Below are 14,446 nucleotides of genomic sequence, written 5' to 3' on the forward strand. Positions count from 1 at the left end.
GACATATGCAGTTTATTGCCTTTTATTTTTTTTCAGGACACTCCTAACATTGTGACGAATAAGTCTCCCTTATGTTCATGGCTCACTTCTTATTCAATTGAAAAAATAAAAGAATATAAAGGTTGTTTCCCATTATGGACTTCAACTTCAACGTCTTCGAAATTCTCATTACAAAACGCAACAAGACTTTCGACATCTTCAGCAGTGGCATCTTCACCATATAAAATGGTAAGGATTTCTGAATCTTCGTCAATCATATCGGAGAGAAGATCTTTTGCCGCTTGAGTCATATCTTTATCCTTCACTTTGATGGTTCCTTCAGCAATTCCCATGAAGTCCCCGGTCTCGATTACAAGACCATCAATGTTGGTATCCCGGACAGCATAAGTAATCTGGCCCGTTTTCACATGTGAAAGGGCTTCGTTCATCGCTTTTTTATTCTCTTCAGCATCAAGGGAAGGGTTGAAAGCCAACAATGCAGCCATTCCTTGTGGTACTGTTTTCGTTGGGATAACAGTCACATGATCCCCAAGTACATCTGCAGCCTGATTGGCCGCCATGATGATATTTTTATTGTTAGGCAAGATGATTACATGATCTGCATATGCCTCTTCGACAGCTTTAACGATATCTTCCGTGCTAGGATTCATCGTTTGTCCGCCTTCGATTACGGACTTAGCGCCGATGCTTTTGAATAATTCGCTGATGCCAGCACCCATCGCCACTGACACTACAGCATACTTCTCTTTGGTGGACGGTTTAGTTTGAAGCGGTGTATTCGTCTCACCTACAATCGCAGTATGCTGTTCACGCATATTGTCGATTTTCATTTTTATTAAACTACCATATTGCTGTCCATAATTCAGGCACGTGCCAGGCTGTTCAGAGTGAATATGTACTTTGACAACTTCATCATCTGAGATGACTAATAAAGAATCTCCGTATTCACTTAAATCATTTCTGAATTTTTCTTCATCAAATGATTTATTGGCAAGTTTTTCACTTTCCAATCGGACCATGAATTCCGTGCAGTAGCCATACACGATATCTTCCGTGTTCATATGCCCTTGTACATTCATGTGATGTTCGGCACTGATCATGTCATCCATGCTTGGGCCATTTGCAGATCGGACTGGAAGGGCTTCGCCTTTCAGCTCAGCAAGGAAACCTTCATAAACAAACACCAACCCTTGCCCGCCGCTATCAACGACTCCCACTTCTTTTAAGACTGGAAGAAGATCCGGTGTACGTTTTAATGAAGCATTGGCCTCCGTAACGATTTCTTCCATTACCTGAATAAGGTCTATGTGCTTTGCTGCTGATGAAACCGCTTGCTTGGCTGCATCTTTTGCAACCGTTAAAATGGTTCCTTCAACAGGTTTCATAACAGCTTTATAAGCTGTCTGAACCCCTGCTTCAAAAGCTTGGGCAAATTCTTCACTATTGATTTCCGATTTATGTTCAATCGCTTTAGCAAAACCGCGGAACAGTTGCGAAAGGATAACTCCTGAATTGCCGCGTGCGCCCATCAGCAGTCCTCTTGAAAGGGACGTACCCACTTTCCCGATGTGTTCCTGGACGTTATTTTGCACTTCCTTCGCTCCCGAAGTCATCGATAAATTCATATTTGTTCCTGTATCTCCATCTGGAACAGGGAAAACATTCAACGCATCAACCATTTGGGCATTAGCCGCTAAATGGTTGGCACCTTGAATGATCATTTCTGCAAAGCGCTTTCCGTTTAAACTTGTAATTGACACAAAACTTTCCTCCTATACTTAAGGGTTCGTCACACGAACTCCCTGTACAAAAATGTTAACGGAATCAACAGCTAATCCTACAGTTTTGTCCAGAGTGTACTTTACCTTTGATTGCACATTATGTGCAACTTCCGAGATTTTCGTTCCATAACTTACGATAATATACATATCGATATGAACTTCTTCCTCTTCTTGACGGACAATTACACCCTTAGTAAAGTTTTCTTTTCTTAAAATTTCGGCAATGCCGTCTTTAAATTGTTTTTTGGAAGCCATTCCTATAATTCCGTAGCAATCCACGGCTGCACCGCCTGCTACTGTAGCGATAACATCATTAGAGATATCAATTTGTCCATACTTCGTTTGTAATTCGATAGACATTTTCTTTTCCCTCCCAAAAAATCAAATCAACTAAAGACATTTTACTATAATGTCTATGGTTTTAAAAGTAAATGTCTTACGGTACTATATATAATTTCAATTTTGAAGTATGTATGTCAAGGTTTTTTTCTTGAAAGTAATTAACTGAAGTATTGCATTCTAACGGTAGGTATGATAAATTATTAAAGTATTTTACAAAGACTTAAGACGACTGCGAAAAACTTAAGCTTGTTGTAGTTAGGAGGGAATTTAACATGGCACGTAAATGTGTAATCACTGGAAGAAGAACTCGTTCTGGTAACAGCCGCTCTCACGCAATGAACGCTAGCAAGCGTACATGGGGCGCTAACCTTCAAAAAGTACGTATTTTAGTTGACGGTAAACCTAAACGTGTATACGTTTCTGCAAGAGCTCTTAAATCGGGCAAAGTAGAACGCGTATAATGTTACGGCATCCTCTTAGGATGCCTTTTTACTTGTAATGGCCGGTATTTAATGGGGATGGTTATAATTCGTTGATCAGGTCTAACCTGCATCAAGAAAGGAAGCCTTCACCCATTAATGGAAGGCCGCCGCTTCATTTTCCCGAAAAATAACACCTCCCTATATTCGAGAGGTGTCATGGAGATAAGTATCAGCCTTTTTTAAACGCTCCGAGCATAGCCCTTACCAAACTGCCCAGAACTTTTGGCAATTTAATCGTATAAAATTTCATCATGCCCCTCCTCTTTGCATCCCACAAATAAGATGAAGTGGAATTTTTCTATTACAACATAAGCTTTTAAGCGGATATAGGATGATCGTAATTATATCCGAATCTGCTCTAAGCATGAATTTTAATCACTGCTTCTTATCACCATTAATATGCCTTTCTCAAATGAAACATTCCCAGATTCGGAAATTAGTTCATTGCTAATGCAAAGCGTCGAACCTATTTCCAAGCTTGCATCATTTAGTGGGTATTTGAAACCCGAAAGAGTAATGCCGGTGACTTCCGCCGTTACAGGGAGCAATGACAAGTATTTCTTATCACTCAAAGCAGTGACCTCATATGAACCCGCTGTCTTTACTGTGAATATATTTTGCTGATCAACTATGTATATATCTATATCGCCATGATAAGGGAGGACACTTTCTTTTTGGAGCAGCTGGATATTCCCAAGAAAATGGTCCATTCTTCCCCCTGTAGCGCCCAGAATGTGAATTTCATTTGGCTTTTGCCCTAATGCCCATTTAAATGCGATTTCTAAATCCGTTTCATCCTTTTCCGAAGAATATAGATTGATTTGTTCCAGCCTTTGCTCAATCTTCTTGTATTCACCTTCCGAAACTGAATCAAAATCCCCAAAACCGCACTTAGGTTCGATACCTTTTTCAAGCAAGGACAATACTCCCCTATCAACCCCGACCCAAAGATCAGTCTTCTCCTTATACCATGTCAGATCCGGCCATAGATATTCAGGACCTCCAGCCATTATACTAATAATCATCTAAATCATCCTTTTCTATATATATTCAATTGATAAAAAAAGCCGATCACCATCATACGAATATGATAGTGTCGGCTTATATCACTTTCCCCTGATCTTTTGAATCGCTGCGTGTCGATCTTCTTGATTATATATTGCCGAGCCGGCCACTAGGACTGTCGCCCCTTGTTCAATACATAGTTTAGCCGTTTCTTCATTTACTCCGCCATCAATCTCTATTTCCAAATTCTGATTATACATTCCTGCCATCGCCTTCACTTCGGCAATTTTGGGCAGTACGGATTTAATGAACTTTTGCCCGCCAAACCCCGGATTAACCGTCATCAACAATACCATGTCAATATCTTCGATTATAGGTTGGATCAAGGAAGCTGGAGTGGCTGGATTAAGCACCACGCCTGCCTTTACACCAAAAGATTTAATCAATTGGATCGTCCGATGCAAATGAGTGCATGCCTCTACATGTACAGTTATATAATCGGCTCCCGCTTTCGCAAAATCTTCGATATAACGATCGGGTTGTTCGATCATTAAATGAACATCAAGCGGAAGCTTTGTCACCGGTCGGATAGCCTCGACAATTAGTGAGCCTATCGTAATATTCGGCACGAAATGCCCATCCATGACATCTACATGGATTAAATCCGCTCCGCCCCTTTCCACATCAAGAATTTCTTCTCCCAATTTTGCAAAGTTAGCTGATAAAATGGATGGTGCGATTTTAACCATTTTAATACCTCGGCTTTCTATCTCTGATTTCTTCTAAGAATTGCATATAATGCTCATATCGATAACGGGGAATTTCCCCGGTATCAACCGCTTCCTTCACTGCACACTTCGGTTCTTTATCATGAAGGCAGGCCCGGAATTTACAGTCTTCCCCATGCTTATGCATTTCCGGGAAGCAATAGGATAACCGTTCAGCTTCCATTTCCATGAATTCGAGTGAACTGAATCCTGGAGTATCCGCGACAAGTCCAGAGCCAATATGAATCAATTCAACGTGACGGGTGGTATGCTTCCCACGTCCGAGGTGTGAAGAAATATCATCCGTCTTTAAAGCCAATTCAGGATTGATTGCATTCAGCAAAGACGATTTCCCAACGCCGGACTGACCTGCAAATACACTGGTTTTTCCTTCTAAATACGGCACCAGTTCTTCAATTCCTCCTGCGGTAACTGAAGATGTCTCCAGTACAGTATAGCCAAGTTTCTGATAGTCCTTGATATACTGAGACAATTTCTTTTGGTTTTCAGCAGTAACCAAGTCCAGTTTCGTCACGACGATAATGGGTTCGATTTCGTTATCTTCGATCAGTACGAGAAATCGATCAAGCAAGGCTGGACTGAAATCAGGTTCCACTGCCGAAAAGACAAGGATTGCCTGGTCTACATTTGAGATTTGCGGACGTATCAATTCATTCTTTCGCGGTTTTATTTCGGTCACGGTTCCGTCCGTTTTATTTTCCGCTTCAAAAACCACATAATCACCCACAAGTGGCGTTACCTTATTCTTCCTGAACACTCCCCGTCCGCGGCATTGATATACCTCTTCACCATCAAGGACATAATAAAATCCACTTAATGCTTTGATAATTTTTCCTTCGGGCATAACCACACTCCTAATTATTAGATTTATTCTGGATAAGAGACGGCTTGGTCGATGATGACCTGATTGTCCCGCATGACTTTATATCCTGCTTTCTTATCCGGGGAAACCATTAATTCGATCGTTCTCTTGGCATTTTCCACGATAAAGAATGTTTCTTTGGGCTCCGTCATGCTATTATTGATATCCTCAATGAAAATTTGTATTTTTTGCGCTTTGCCTGGTTCAACCGGATCATACTCGATTTTGACTTCCTCCGTTACACTCTTAGGAGGAATCTCTTCTTTCCCTTTTGAAAGGACTACTTTCACAGTACTGCCCTTTTCCACCTTCGTGGCAGGTTCCGGTGACTGGGAAATGACAAGCCCCTCTGCTACGGAATCATCATAGACTTTTTCTTCGACCTCAACCTTTATTCCACTCTCACTTGAATAATCATTAAGGCCAGTTTCATTGAACCCCGTTAAGTTCTTCAAGCTAAGCAGATCTTCCCCTTTACTGACCGTTAACTCAAGCTCCGTTTCGGATGGTACGACTCCAGTGGCACCCGAAGGCGATTGTTCTATGATCGTGCCGGCAGCACTGTCATCATATTTTTCAGTCACGCTTATGTTTTTGAATCCCATTTTTTCAAGCAGGGATTTAACATCCGAGTAGTCTCGGCCTTCATAGCTAGACAATGAAATCGTCTCTTTACCAATGCTTTCATAAATATCGATTTCTGCGCCTTCCTTGACCGTCTTACCTTCCTTAGGATTGGTTTTGATTACAAGACCAGCTTCAACCTCTTCATCTTCAATCTTGATCGTTTCTCCAATTTCCAATTTCAATTCAAGCAGATCAGTAATGGCATCATCCAATTCTTTCCCTTTAAGGTCAGGGATCGTCACTTCCTTCGAAACAAGGAGGGGAGGTACAACAGTGACAGATAAAACAGCAAGCAGGGCGAGAACTAAAAAGGTGGTCACCAAGATAGCAGGCATGTTCTTTCGTTTTTTACCTTTGTGTTCCGACTTATTTTTTTGTTTCTTCTGTTTCTTTTGTTTTTTCTGTTTCTTTTTCGATTTACTCTCTGCTTCTGATTCACTTTCTTCTTCGTCCGCATAGACTAATGTATTTTTTTCAGGACCCCTAATGATTGTCTCATCGATGCTTGAAAGCTGATCATCCGTTATGACGGGGATGGCTTTTGTTGCATCATGATCTTCGGGAATCGCAAAAGGCAGTTCATTTGAACGCTCCGGATTAAGCGACGTCCGCATATCATCTTCCATTGAGTCCACGCTCTCATAGCGGTAATATGAATCTTTGGCTGTCGCTTTCAAGATAATATTTTCCACACTCTGAGGTATTTCAGAGTTCCAGCGTTTTGGCGAAGGAGTTTCCGATTGTAAATGTTTAAGAGCTATCGAAACGGCTGATTCACCAGAAAAAGGCAATCTCCCCGTCAACAATTCAAACATGACGATGCCAAGTGAATAAATGTCCGATTTCTTATTGGCCATACCGCCTCTGGCCTGTTCAGGAGATAAATAATGAACCGAGCCCAAGACTGCGTTGGTCTGCGTTATGTTTGTTGCACTTAGGGCCAATGCAATTCCAAAGTCCGTAATCTTGACGGTTCCTTCTTTATCAATCAAAATGTTCTGTGGCTTGATGTCACGATGGATGATCCCATTATGATGGGCATGGGAAATCGCTGCCGTGATTTGTTTCATGATATCCAAGGCTTCATCAATTGGAATTGGATAATATTTTTGTATGTATTGCTTAAGTGTGAAACCGTCCACGTATTCCATTACAATATAATAGATGGAATCTTCTTCACCAACATCATAAATACTTACGATATTCGGATGGGCCAAACTGGTTGCCGATTGGGCTTCCCGATTGAAGCGCTTGATGAACTCTTCGTCATTATTAAAATCCATGCGAAGGATTTTCAATGCAACATCCCTATCTAAGATCATATCCCTTGCAAGATAAACATTCGCCATACCGCCGCCGCCGACCATCTCGATCAGTTTATAGCGGCCGTTGATTCTTCTACCAATCAACATTCAATTCACCTGCTTTCACTTTCTTCAGTAAATTGAACAAGCACAAGTGTGATATTATCTTCCCCACCGTAGTGATTGGCCTTATCTATTAATGAATTCGCCATCTCTTCAAGTGGCCGTCCATTGGTTATCGTTTCTTCCAGTTCCTGTTCACTTACTTTATTCGTCAAACCATCCGAACAAAGCAATAGTAAATCATTTTCTTCGAAGATGACCGTCAAAATGTCCATTTCCACTTGCATTTCTGTCCCCAAGGCTCGTAATAAAACATTTTTCCGTGGATGGTTTTCTGCATCTTCCTTCGAAATCTGCCCGGAACGGACCAATTCGTTAACAAGTGAATGATCTTCCGTGACCTGCTTAAAACCGCTCTCATTATACAAATAACATCGGCTGTCCCCGATGTTGGCAATGGTAGCAAACTTGTCGGTGCAAATGGCTGCAACAATGGTGGTCCCCATGCCTTTACATTCCGTATTCGCTTCTGCATGTTCAAAAAGCAACTGATTGACCAAGAAGATTTGCTGCTTCAGCCAACCCTCGGCATCATTTGCCGTTTCGATACCGGCGGATACTTCCCAGCCCTTTTTCAGAAGGTCTATCGTCATTGCACTGGCTACATCCCCGGCACGGTGGCCGCCCATGCCATCTGCAACGATGGCAAGGCGAACGCCTTCCGAGTTCTTAAAGATCCCGCCATTATCTTCATTATGCTGGCGGACTTTTCCACGGTCTGTCTTAAATATTGCCCTCATAGGGTCACCTCGTCTCTTCTTTGCGCTCCTTGGCCCGAAGCTGGCCGCAGGCTGCGTCAATATCACTGCCTTGTTCCCTTCGGATCGTTACATTAATGCCGCGCTTCTTCAATGTTTTTTCAAACTCAAAAATTTGGTCCCGAGGTGTACGTACATAGTTGCGTTCAGGTACATAGTTAACCGGTATTAAGTTGACATGGCATTTTATCCCGGTTATTAAATTTGCTAATTCTTCTGCGTGCTCCACTGTATCATTTTCGCCACCGAATAGACCATATTCAAAACTTACACGGCGACCTGTTTTTTCTGTATAGTATTTGATGGCTTCAATCAAGTCAGGAAGTTTGTAGGCCTTATTGATCGGCATCAATTTACTTCTCAATTCCGTGTTCGGTGCATGAAGGGAAACAGCAAAGTTTATTTGCATGCTTTCTTCGGCAAACTTATAGATTTTAGGTATGATTCCACTTGTGGAAACGGTAATATGACGAGCCCCGATGTTCAAGCCCTTTTCATGGTTTATATTCTTCAGGAATGACATCATATTGTCATAGTTATCAAACGGTTCACCGATTCCCATGATAACGACAGAACTAACACGTTCTTCCGATTCGTCAAGTGCTTGCTGAACTTTAACGACCTGGGCAACAATTTCCCCTGATTCAAGATTCCGCTTTAAACCGCCAAGTGTCGACGCACAGAATGTACAGCCAATTCTGCAGCCTACCTGCGTTGTCACGCAAATGGAGTTTCCGTATTCATGGCGCATCAACACCGTTTCAATCGAATACCCATCATGGAGTTCAAATAAAAACTTTATGGTCCCGTCATTTGACGTTTGCTGAATCAACGTTTTCAATGTTGTGAAGGTGAATTGTGATTCCAGCTTATCCCGTAATGTTTTCGAAAGGTTGGACATATCTTCAAAACTGGAGACACGCTTTTTATAAAGCCAGTCATATACTTGATCGGCCCGGAATGCCTTCTCTCCATTTTGAATAAGCCATTCTTTAATTTGGTGAAGCTCTAATGAGTAGATCGATGGTTTTTCTGGTGTCGTGTCTTTTCTTACTCTTGATGATTTAGTGATTTCTGCCATTACAGCACCTTCTTTCTAAAACTCGCAATAAAGAATCCGTCACTGCTAAAATATTGCGGAAAAACTTGCAGCGTATGACCCTCGATAAATGGCTGAACGCTTTCAGGCATTCTTGTGGACAAGGTTGCATCGCTTTCAAAATCCGGATGGCTTTCCAAAAATGCTGCAGCGACTTTTTCATTTTCTTCTTTATCCACCGTACAGGTACTATATACTAACCTCCCGCCTTGCTTAACAAGCGGGGCAGCTGATTCCAATAATTGTTTTTGTATACTTGAGAGTTTCATTATATCATCTTTTGTTTTAGTGTACTTTACATCAGGCTTCCGGCGCATGACTCCCAACCCGGAACATGGTGCATCGATCAGGACCCTGTCAAACCCTTCCTTATTAAAGTGTTCTTGCACTTTTCTGCTATCAAGGGCCATTGTCTTAATGTTGTTTCTGAGTTTCAGGCGCTCCGCCTGCTCTTTTATGAGCTTGACCTTATGCTCATGAAGGTCGAGCGCATATACTTGTCCAGTGGTCAAACCTTCTGCGATATGTGTCGTTTTCCCTCCAGGTGCAGCACAGCAATCAAGTACAGCATCATTTTCATTCGCACCCAATGCATGTGCAACAAGCATTGAACTCTCGTCCTGAATCGATAAATACCCCAATTTATAGCTTTCTGAATGAGCAAGATTCCCTTTATAACTGACGATTGCTTCGGGAACGACTTCACTTGCTTCAACATCATATCCTTCTTCAGTTAATATGCTGATTAGTTCAGAGCGTGAAATCTTCTTTAAATTAACCCGTCCTGTCTGTAATGGTGCGGTTAAGTTTATTTCACACATTTCCTTGGTTTTTTCATAACCAAATTGCTCCACCCAACGCTTGACCAACCAAATTGGATGACTCACTTCTATGGAAAGCCGTTCCATATCATCTTTAATATCATCTAAAGAAGGAACACCATTTCTTTGAATATTACGAAGCACACCATTTACCATCGAAGATGTACCCTTGTGTCCGCGCTTTTTGGAAATTTCGACAGCCTCGAATATGATTGCATGATCAGGCACTTTATCTAAATAGACCATTTGATAAACGGAAAGTCTGAGTAAGTTGATGACCCAGCTTTGCGTTTTTTTAGGTTGTTTAATATACGGGCTCAAATAATAATCCAAAGTCATCTTCCGCTGTATGGTACCGTAGCTTATTTCTGTAAGCAAACCGCTGTCCACGACGGATAACTGGTGCTTTTTAATCAAGTTGTTCAATAATAGGTTACTGTAGGATTGGTTTTTCTCTACAGATTCCAAAATATCGAGAGCGATTTCACGTACTCCCTTTTTAGTTTGCTTCATTCTGTTCTCCTAACTTCATGCCTGCTTTAATGAACGACCCGGCTCCGCGCAAGTAATCTTTCGCCGGCATTTTTTTCTTTCCTGAAGGCTGCAGTTCTGTCACTAGTATTGCCGTCTCGTTGCCTGTCGAAACGATGAAACCATCATTTTGTACATCAAGGACCGTGCCCGGCAAGGCCTGTTTGCCGTCTTCTAGTTTCTTTACTTGCCAAATTTTCAAAATGGAACCGTCTAAGGTTGTATAAGCAACAGGCCAAGGATTCAGGCCGCGTACATGGTTATAGATGTCTTCCCCTGATTTCGACCAGTCGATTTTTTCCTGCGACCGTTTGATGTTAGGTGCAAAAGACGCTTTAGCCTCATCTTGCTTGATCGCCTGTAACTCCTCATTTATAAGTTTCGGAAGTGTCTCTGCAAGTAAATCCGACCCTATCTTACTTAATTTATCATGCAGTGTACCGACATTGTCTTCTTCCTCTATAGTAACTTCCGCCTGAGTCAATATATCACCGGCATCCAATTTTTCCGCCATATACATGATGGTTATCCCAGTCTTTTCTTTCCCCTGTAAAATGGAATAATGAATGGGCGCCCCTCCACGCAGTTCAGGAAGCAGGGAGGCGTGTACATTAATACAACCGTACTTAGGGGCATCCAACAATTCATTCGGTAGGATTTGTCCGAAAGCCGCCGTCACCACTAAGTCAGCATTCAATGCAATGATCTTTTCAAGTTCTTCTTTTTCACGGATTCTTTCGGGCTGATAAACGGGAATCCCCTGCTTTTCGGCTTCTACCTTAACTGGCGGCGGCGTTAGCACCTTTTTGCGGCCTACTGGACGATCGGGCTGTGTGACAACAGCGATCACATCATACCCTTCATCAATGATTCTTTTCAATACCGGCACTGAAAAGTCCGGTGTACCCATAAAAATAATTTTTGTCATTCTTCTCCAAACCTTTCTAACTCTTCTTCCGAAATATACCGGGAAACCTTACTTGTAAATAAAACTCCTTGCAGATGATCGATTTCGTGCTGAAGGGCCCTTGCGAGGAAATCTTCCGCTTCTATCTCGAAAAAAGATCCTTTTCGGTCTTGTGCCCGGACCTTGACACGGTATGGACGCGATACTTCACCATATAAACTCGGGAAGCTCAAGCATCCTTCAACACCTGTCTGTTCGCCATCCATTTCCACCACTTCCGGATTAATCAGTTCGATTGCACCTGATCCTTCCTCTATTTCAACGACGGCCACTTGCTTTTTCACGCCAACCTGAGGTGCTGCAAGTCCAACGCCATCCGCCTCCACCATCGTTTCATACATGTTATTTAACAGCTTTGCCAACTTTTTATCAAAACTTGTTACTTTATCGCATTTTTGTTGTAAAATTTTTTCAGGAAACAAGACAATCGGTAAAATAGCCAAAATTAAAGGTACCCTCCTAGATATGAAAAACAACACTTCATTATATAAAAACGCAAGCTGTAACAGCTCGCGGTAATCATCCATCTCTTAAACAATTACATCATGATCTGTGGATTTAAATCTATTGAAATCTGCAGATGATTCTGAGCGGTTTCTTTTTGGTAATGCTCCAAAAGTGTTCGTAAATGCTGATTCAGGTCCGGCTCTCGTTTGTATTTTATCAGACATTGATAGCGATATCTATTGTTGATTCGACTAATGGGCGAAGCAACCGGACCTAGTACGATAGAATCCCGATTCAATCGTGAGCCTAAATAATTGGTAATTTTCTCAGTAACACTCACCGTCTTCATTAAGTCTTCATGTGAAACGGTTATAAGGACAACATAATAATAGGGAGGGTAATGACTTTGCCTCCTTAGATGCATCTCCCGTTCATAAAAAGCATCATAATCCTGTAACGCAGAAAGCTCGATGCTGTAGTGCTCAGGCGTATAGGTTTGGATGACCACTTCTCCCGGAAGCTGATGACGTCCCGCCCTTCCGCTGACTTGTGTCAGCAGCTGGAATGTTTTTTCCGAAGAACGGAAATCAGGCAGATGTAGCATCGTATCAGCTGAAAGGACTCCAACAAGGGTGATATTAGGAAAATCAAGGCCCTTGGCTATCATTTGGGTGCCTAACAATATATCGGCCTTCCCTTCACCAAAGGCATTCAGCAACCGCTCATGTGAACCCTTCTTACTCGTCGTGTCAACATCCATTCGTATTACCCGTGCTTCAGGGAGGATTTTTGCAAGCTCTTCTTCAACCTTTTGAGTTCCTGTACCGAAGAACCTTATATGTTCACTTTCACATTCAGGGCAAACGGAAGGCATCCCTTCTTCAAAACCGCAATAATGGCATTTCATTATATCATTAAAGCGATGATATGTAAGTGAAATGTCACAATTAGGGCAGTTGATGACCAATCCGCAGCTTCGGCACATCACAAAGGAAGAATGCCCCCTTTTATTTAGCATCAGAACTGTTTGCTCCCCCTTCTCAAGCCGGTCTTTCAGCTTGGTAAAGAGCAGCTCCGAAAACATGGAACGATTTCCCGTTCTTAGTTCTTCCCTCATATCTACAATATCCACTGCTGGCAACACATTTTTATTCATCCTCTGGCTAAGGGTCAATAATTTATAGACGTTTTTCTTGGCTCGCGCAAAAGATTCAAGTGTAGGTGTGGCGCTGCCAAGAATAACCGGACACCTATATGATTTTGCTCTTTCAATGGCGACGTCCCTGGCGTGGTACCTTGGCGTTTCTTCTTGCTTATAACTGGATTCATGCTCTTCATCAATGATGACCAGTCCCAGGTTTTCAAAAGGAGCAAACACGGCTGAACGCGCGCCAACCACCACTTTTACTTCTTTACGATGAATTTTTCGCCATTCATCATATTTTTCACCTACGGATAAACCACTATGCATGACAGCTACCTGCTCCCCAAATCGTTCCTTAAACCTTTTCACCGTCTGTGGCGTTAAAGAGATTTCAGGTACAAGCATGATGGCTTCCTTCCCTTTTTCGATGACAGAGGCAATTGCCTGTAGATACACTTCCGTTTTCCCGCTGCCGGTTACACCATATAAAAGGAAGACATCATGTTCATCATGATGAATTTTCTCGTGGATGGGCTTCAAGGCAGCTGCTTGTTCAGCTGTTAGTGTAAAGGGAGTGGATTTTTCGAACACACGGTTTTCATATGGATCACGGTATATTTCTTGGTCCATTTCCGCCAAGGCACCTTTTGACACTAGGGATTTGACGGTACCGCTTGATGTGTTTATCAATTCAAGCAATTCTTTTAACGGAATTGGTTCTTGATGTTCAATAAAATAATGAAGGAGTTCCTGTTGTTTTTTTGCATGGCTGGACATGGCCGATGCCATTTCTTTCAGTTCCTTAGGGGAAAGCACAGATTTAATGACACGGACCGTCTTCTTATTAAGTCGGTTTTTCACATTATATACGAGCTCAAGATTGCCATTTTGCATTTCCTTTTGGAAGAGGGAAGCGTTCTCCCCTTCAATCACGTCTTTCCAAGATATTGAATCATTTTTTCCGAAAAGGTTTTGAATGAAGGGAGGGAGCTGATCCTTTTTAGCTTCAACGACTTTGATCACTTTTTCATACTTTGCTTTCATCGCTGCCGGAAGCATGGCCTGTAGCGCTGAAATTTTAAAACACATCGCCTCTTTGGTCAACCAGTCACCCAACTGAAGCAATTCATCATTAAGGATCGGCTCCAAATCCATTGGTTCTTTTATATAGCGTAATTTCGCAAAGTCGCTTTTAGCTTTTAAGCCTGTGACGAATCCCTGCACCATTCTTGGACCAAAAGGGACGATTACTCGCATTCCGGGCTTGATGACTTGTTTCCACTTTTCAGGTATGCGATAGTCGAATTCTCGATCCGTTTGTTTAGCAGGTACATCCACAATGACAGATGCTATATCCATAAGACA

Annotated in this window: 14 protein-coding genes; 1 reads left to right on the top strand and 13 read right to left on the bottom strand. The window is 42.1% G+C overall.

The features are described 5' to 3' along the window. Positions 1 to 89: 89 nt before the first annotated feature. Both BS1321_RS04470 and BS1321_RS04475 read right to left on the bottom strand, forming a co-directional pair. Positions 90 to 1,760: a DAK2 domain-containing protein gene (locus tag BS1321_RS04470; protein ID WP_063231894.1), complete on the bottom strand. Its 1,671-nt coding sequence runs from the start codon at positions 1,758 to 1,760 to the stop codon at positions 90 to 92. Between the two features lie 18 nt (positions 1,761 to 1,778). Further along, complete coding sequence (locus BS1321_RS04475; RefSeq protein ID WP_048684651.1) at positions 1,779 to 2,141, bottom strand: Asp23/Gls24 family envelope stress response protein; 363 nt, start codon at positions 2,139 to 2,141, stop codon at positions 1,779 to 1,781. A 254-nt stretch (positions 2,142 to 2,395) separates the two neighbouring features. Between BS1321_RS04475 and rpmB the strand changes: the two genes are divergently transcribed. Then, positions 2,396 to 2,584: a 50S ribosomal protein L28 gene (gene rpmB / locus BS1321_RS04480; protein ID WP_034313767.1), complete on the top strand. Its 189-nt coding sequence runs from the start codon at positions 2,396 to 2,398 to the stop codon at positions 2,582 to 2,584. A gap of 190 nt (positions 2,585 to 2,774) precedes the next feature. On the opposite strand, the gene spoVM is transcribed toward rpmB, so the two are convergent. The 11 genes from spoVM to priA all read right to left on the bottom strand — a co-directional run bounded on the left by spoVM (position 2,775) and on the right by priA (position 14,440). Next, positions 2,775 to 2,855, bottom strand: a complete 81-nt coding sequence (spoVM, locus tag BS1321_RS04485) for a stage V sporulation protein SpoVM (RefSeq protein ID WP_034313769.1) — start codon at positions 2,853 to 2,855, stop codon at positions 2,775 to 2,777. Between the two features lie 121 nt (positions 2,856 to 2,976). Continuing rightward, on the bottom strand, positions 2,977 to 3,630 hold the full coding sequence (locus tag BS1321_RS04490) for a thiamine diphosphokinase (protein ID WP_063231895.1): 654 nt from the start codon (positions 3,628 to 3,630) through the stop codon (positions 2,977 to 2,979). Positions 3,631 to 3,711: 81 nt separating this feature from the next. Further along, positions 3,712 to 4,359: a ribulose-phosphate 3-epimerase gene (gene rpe, locus BS1321_RS04495; protein WP_063231896.1), complete on the bottom strand. Its 648-nt coding sequence runs from the start codon at positions 4,357 to 4,359 to the stop codon at positions 3,712 to 3,714. 1 nt (position 4,360) lies between these two features. Beyond that, positions 4,361 to 5,242 carry a ribosome small subunit-dependent GTPase A gene (gene rsgA / locus BS1321_RS04500; RefSeq protein WP_063231897.1) on the bottom strand — a complete coding sequence of 294 codons (882 nt, stop codon included), beginning with the start codon at positions 5,240 to 5,242 and terminating at the stop codon, positions 4,361 to 4,363. A 23-nt stretch (positions 5,243 to 5,265) separates the two neighbouring features. After that, complete coding sequence (gene pknB / locus BS1321_RS04505; RefSeq protein ID WP_063231898.1) at positions 5,266 to 7,299, bottom strand: Stk1 family PASTA domain-containing Ser/Thr kinase; 2,034 nt, start codon at positions 7,297 to 7,299, stop codon at positions 5,266 to 5,268. Between the two features lie 5 nt (positions 7,300 to 7,304). Further along, a complete protein-coding gene (locus BS1321_RS04510) occupies positions 7,305 to 8,054 on the bottom strand; it encodes a Stp1/IreP family PP2C-type Ser/Thr phosphatase (RefSeq protein ID WP_063231899.1) in 750 nt (249 codons plus the stop codon). Between the two features lie 4 nt (positions 8,055 to 8,058). Further along, positions 8,059 to 9,153 carry a dual-specificity RNA methyltransferase RlmN gene (gene rlmN, locus BS1321_RS04515; RefSeq protein WP_063231900.1) on the bottom strand — a complete coding sequence of 365 codons (1,095 nt, stop codon included), beginning with the start codon at positions 9,151 to 9,153 and terminating at the stop codon, positions 8,059 to 8,061. Next, on the bottom strand, positions 9,153 to 10,505 hold the full coding sequence (gene rsmB / locus BS1321_RS04520) for a 16S rRNA (cytosine(967)-C(5))-methyltransferase RsmB (protein ID WP_063231901.1): 1,353 nt from the start codon (positions 10,503 to 10,505) through the stop codon (positions 9,153 to 9,155). The genes rlmN and rsmB overlap by 1 nt, the downstream gene beginning before the upstream one ends. Continuing rightward, positions 10,492 to 11,451, bottom strand: a complete 960-nt coding sequence (fmt, locus tag BS1321_RS04525) for a methionyl-tRNA formyltransferase (protein WP_063231902.1) — start codon at positions 11,449 to 11,451, stop codon at positions 10,492 to 10,494. Before fmt ends, rsmB begins: the two co-directional genes overlap by 14 nt. Next, positions 11,448 to 11,933: a peptide deformylase gene (gene def, locus BS1321_RS04530; protein ID WP_063231903.1), complete on the bottom strand. Its 486-nt coding sequence runs from the start codon at positions 11,931 to 11,933 to the stop codon at positions 11,448 to 11,450. Before def ends, fmt begins: the two co-directional genes overlap by 4 nt. A gap of 95 nt (positions 11,934 to 12,028) precedes the next feature. After that, complete coding sequence (gene priA, locus BS1321_RS04535; RefSeq protein ID WP_063231904.1) at positions 12,029 to 14,440, bottom strand: primosomal protein N'; 2,412 nt, start codon at positions 14,438 to 14,440, stop codon at positions 12,029 to 12,031. Between the last annotated feature and the right edge of the window lie 6 nt (positions 14,441 to 14,446).

This window comes from Peribacillus simplex NBRC 15720 = DSM 1321 (assembly GCF_002243645.1).
Taxonomy (GTDB): Bacteria; Bacillota; Bacilli; order Bacillales; family DSM-1321; genus Peribacillus; species Peribacillus simplex.

Excerpts from the sequence above, each read along its gene's own strand:
- fmt (WP_063231902.1), bottom strand. The coding sequence starts at position 11,451 with ATGACAAAAATTATTTTTATGGGTACACCGGACTTTTCAGTGCCGGTA.
- rpe (WP_063231896.1), bottom strand. The coding sequence starts at position 4,359 with ATGGTTAAAATCGCACCATCCATTTTATCAGCTAACTTTGCAAAATTG.
- priA (WP_063231904.1), bottom strand. The coding sequence starts at position 14,440 with ATGGATATAGCATCTGTCATTGTGGATGTACCTGCTAAACAAACGGAT.
- BS1321_RS04510 (WP_063231899.1), bottom strand. The coding sequence starts at position 8,054 with ATGAGGGCAATATTTAAGACAGACCGTGGAAAAGTCCGCCAGCATAAT.
- rlmN (WP_063231900.1), bottom strand. The coding sequence starts at position 9,153 with ATGGCAGAAATCACTAAATCATCAAGAGTAAGAAAAGACACGACACCA.
- rsgA (WP_063231897.1), bottom strand. The coding sequence starts at position 5,242 with ATGCCCGAAGGAAAAATTATCAAAGCATTAAGTGGATTTTATTATGTC.
- spoVM (WP_034313769.1), bottom strand. The coding sequence starts at position 2,855 with ATGAAATTTTATACGATTAAATTGCCAAAAGTTCTGGGCAGTTTGGTA.
- rsmB (WP_063231901.1), bottom strand. The coding sequence starts at position 10,505 with ATGAAGCAAACTAAAAAGGGAGTACGTGAAATCGCTCTCGATATTTTG.
- BS1321_RS04475 (WP_048684651.1), bottom strand. The coding sequence starts at position 2,141 with ATGTCTATCGAATTACAAACGAAGTATGGACAAATTGATATCTCTAAT.
- BS1321_RS04490 (WP_063231895.1), bottom strand. The coding sequence starts at position 3,630 with ATGATTATTAGTATAATGGCTGGAGGTCCTGAATATCTATGGCCGGAT.
- pknB (WP_063231898.1), bottom strand. The coding sequence starts at position 7,299 with ATGTTGATTGGTAGAAGAATCAACGGCCGCTATAAACTGATCGAGATG.
- rpmB (WP_034313767.1), top strand. The coding sequence starts at position 2,396 with ATGGCACGTAAATGTGTAATCACTGGAAGAAGAACTCGTTCTGGTAAC.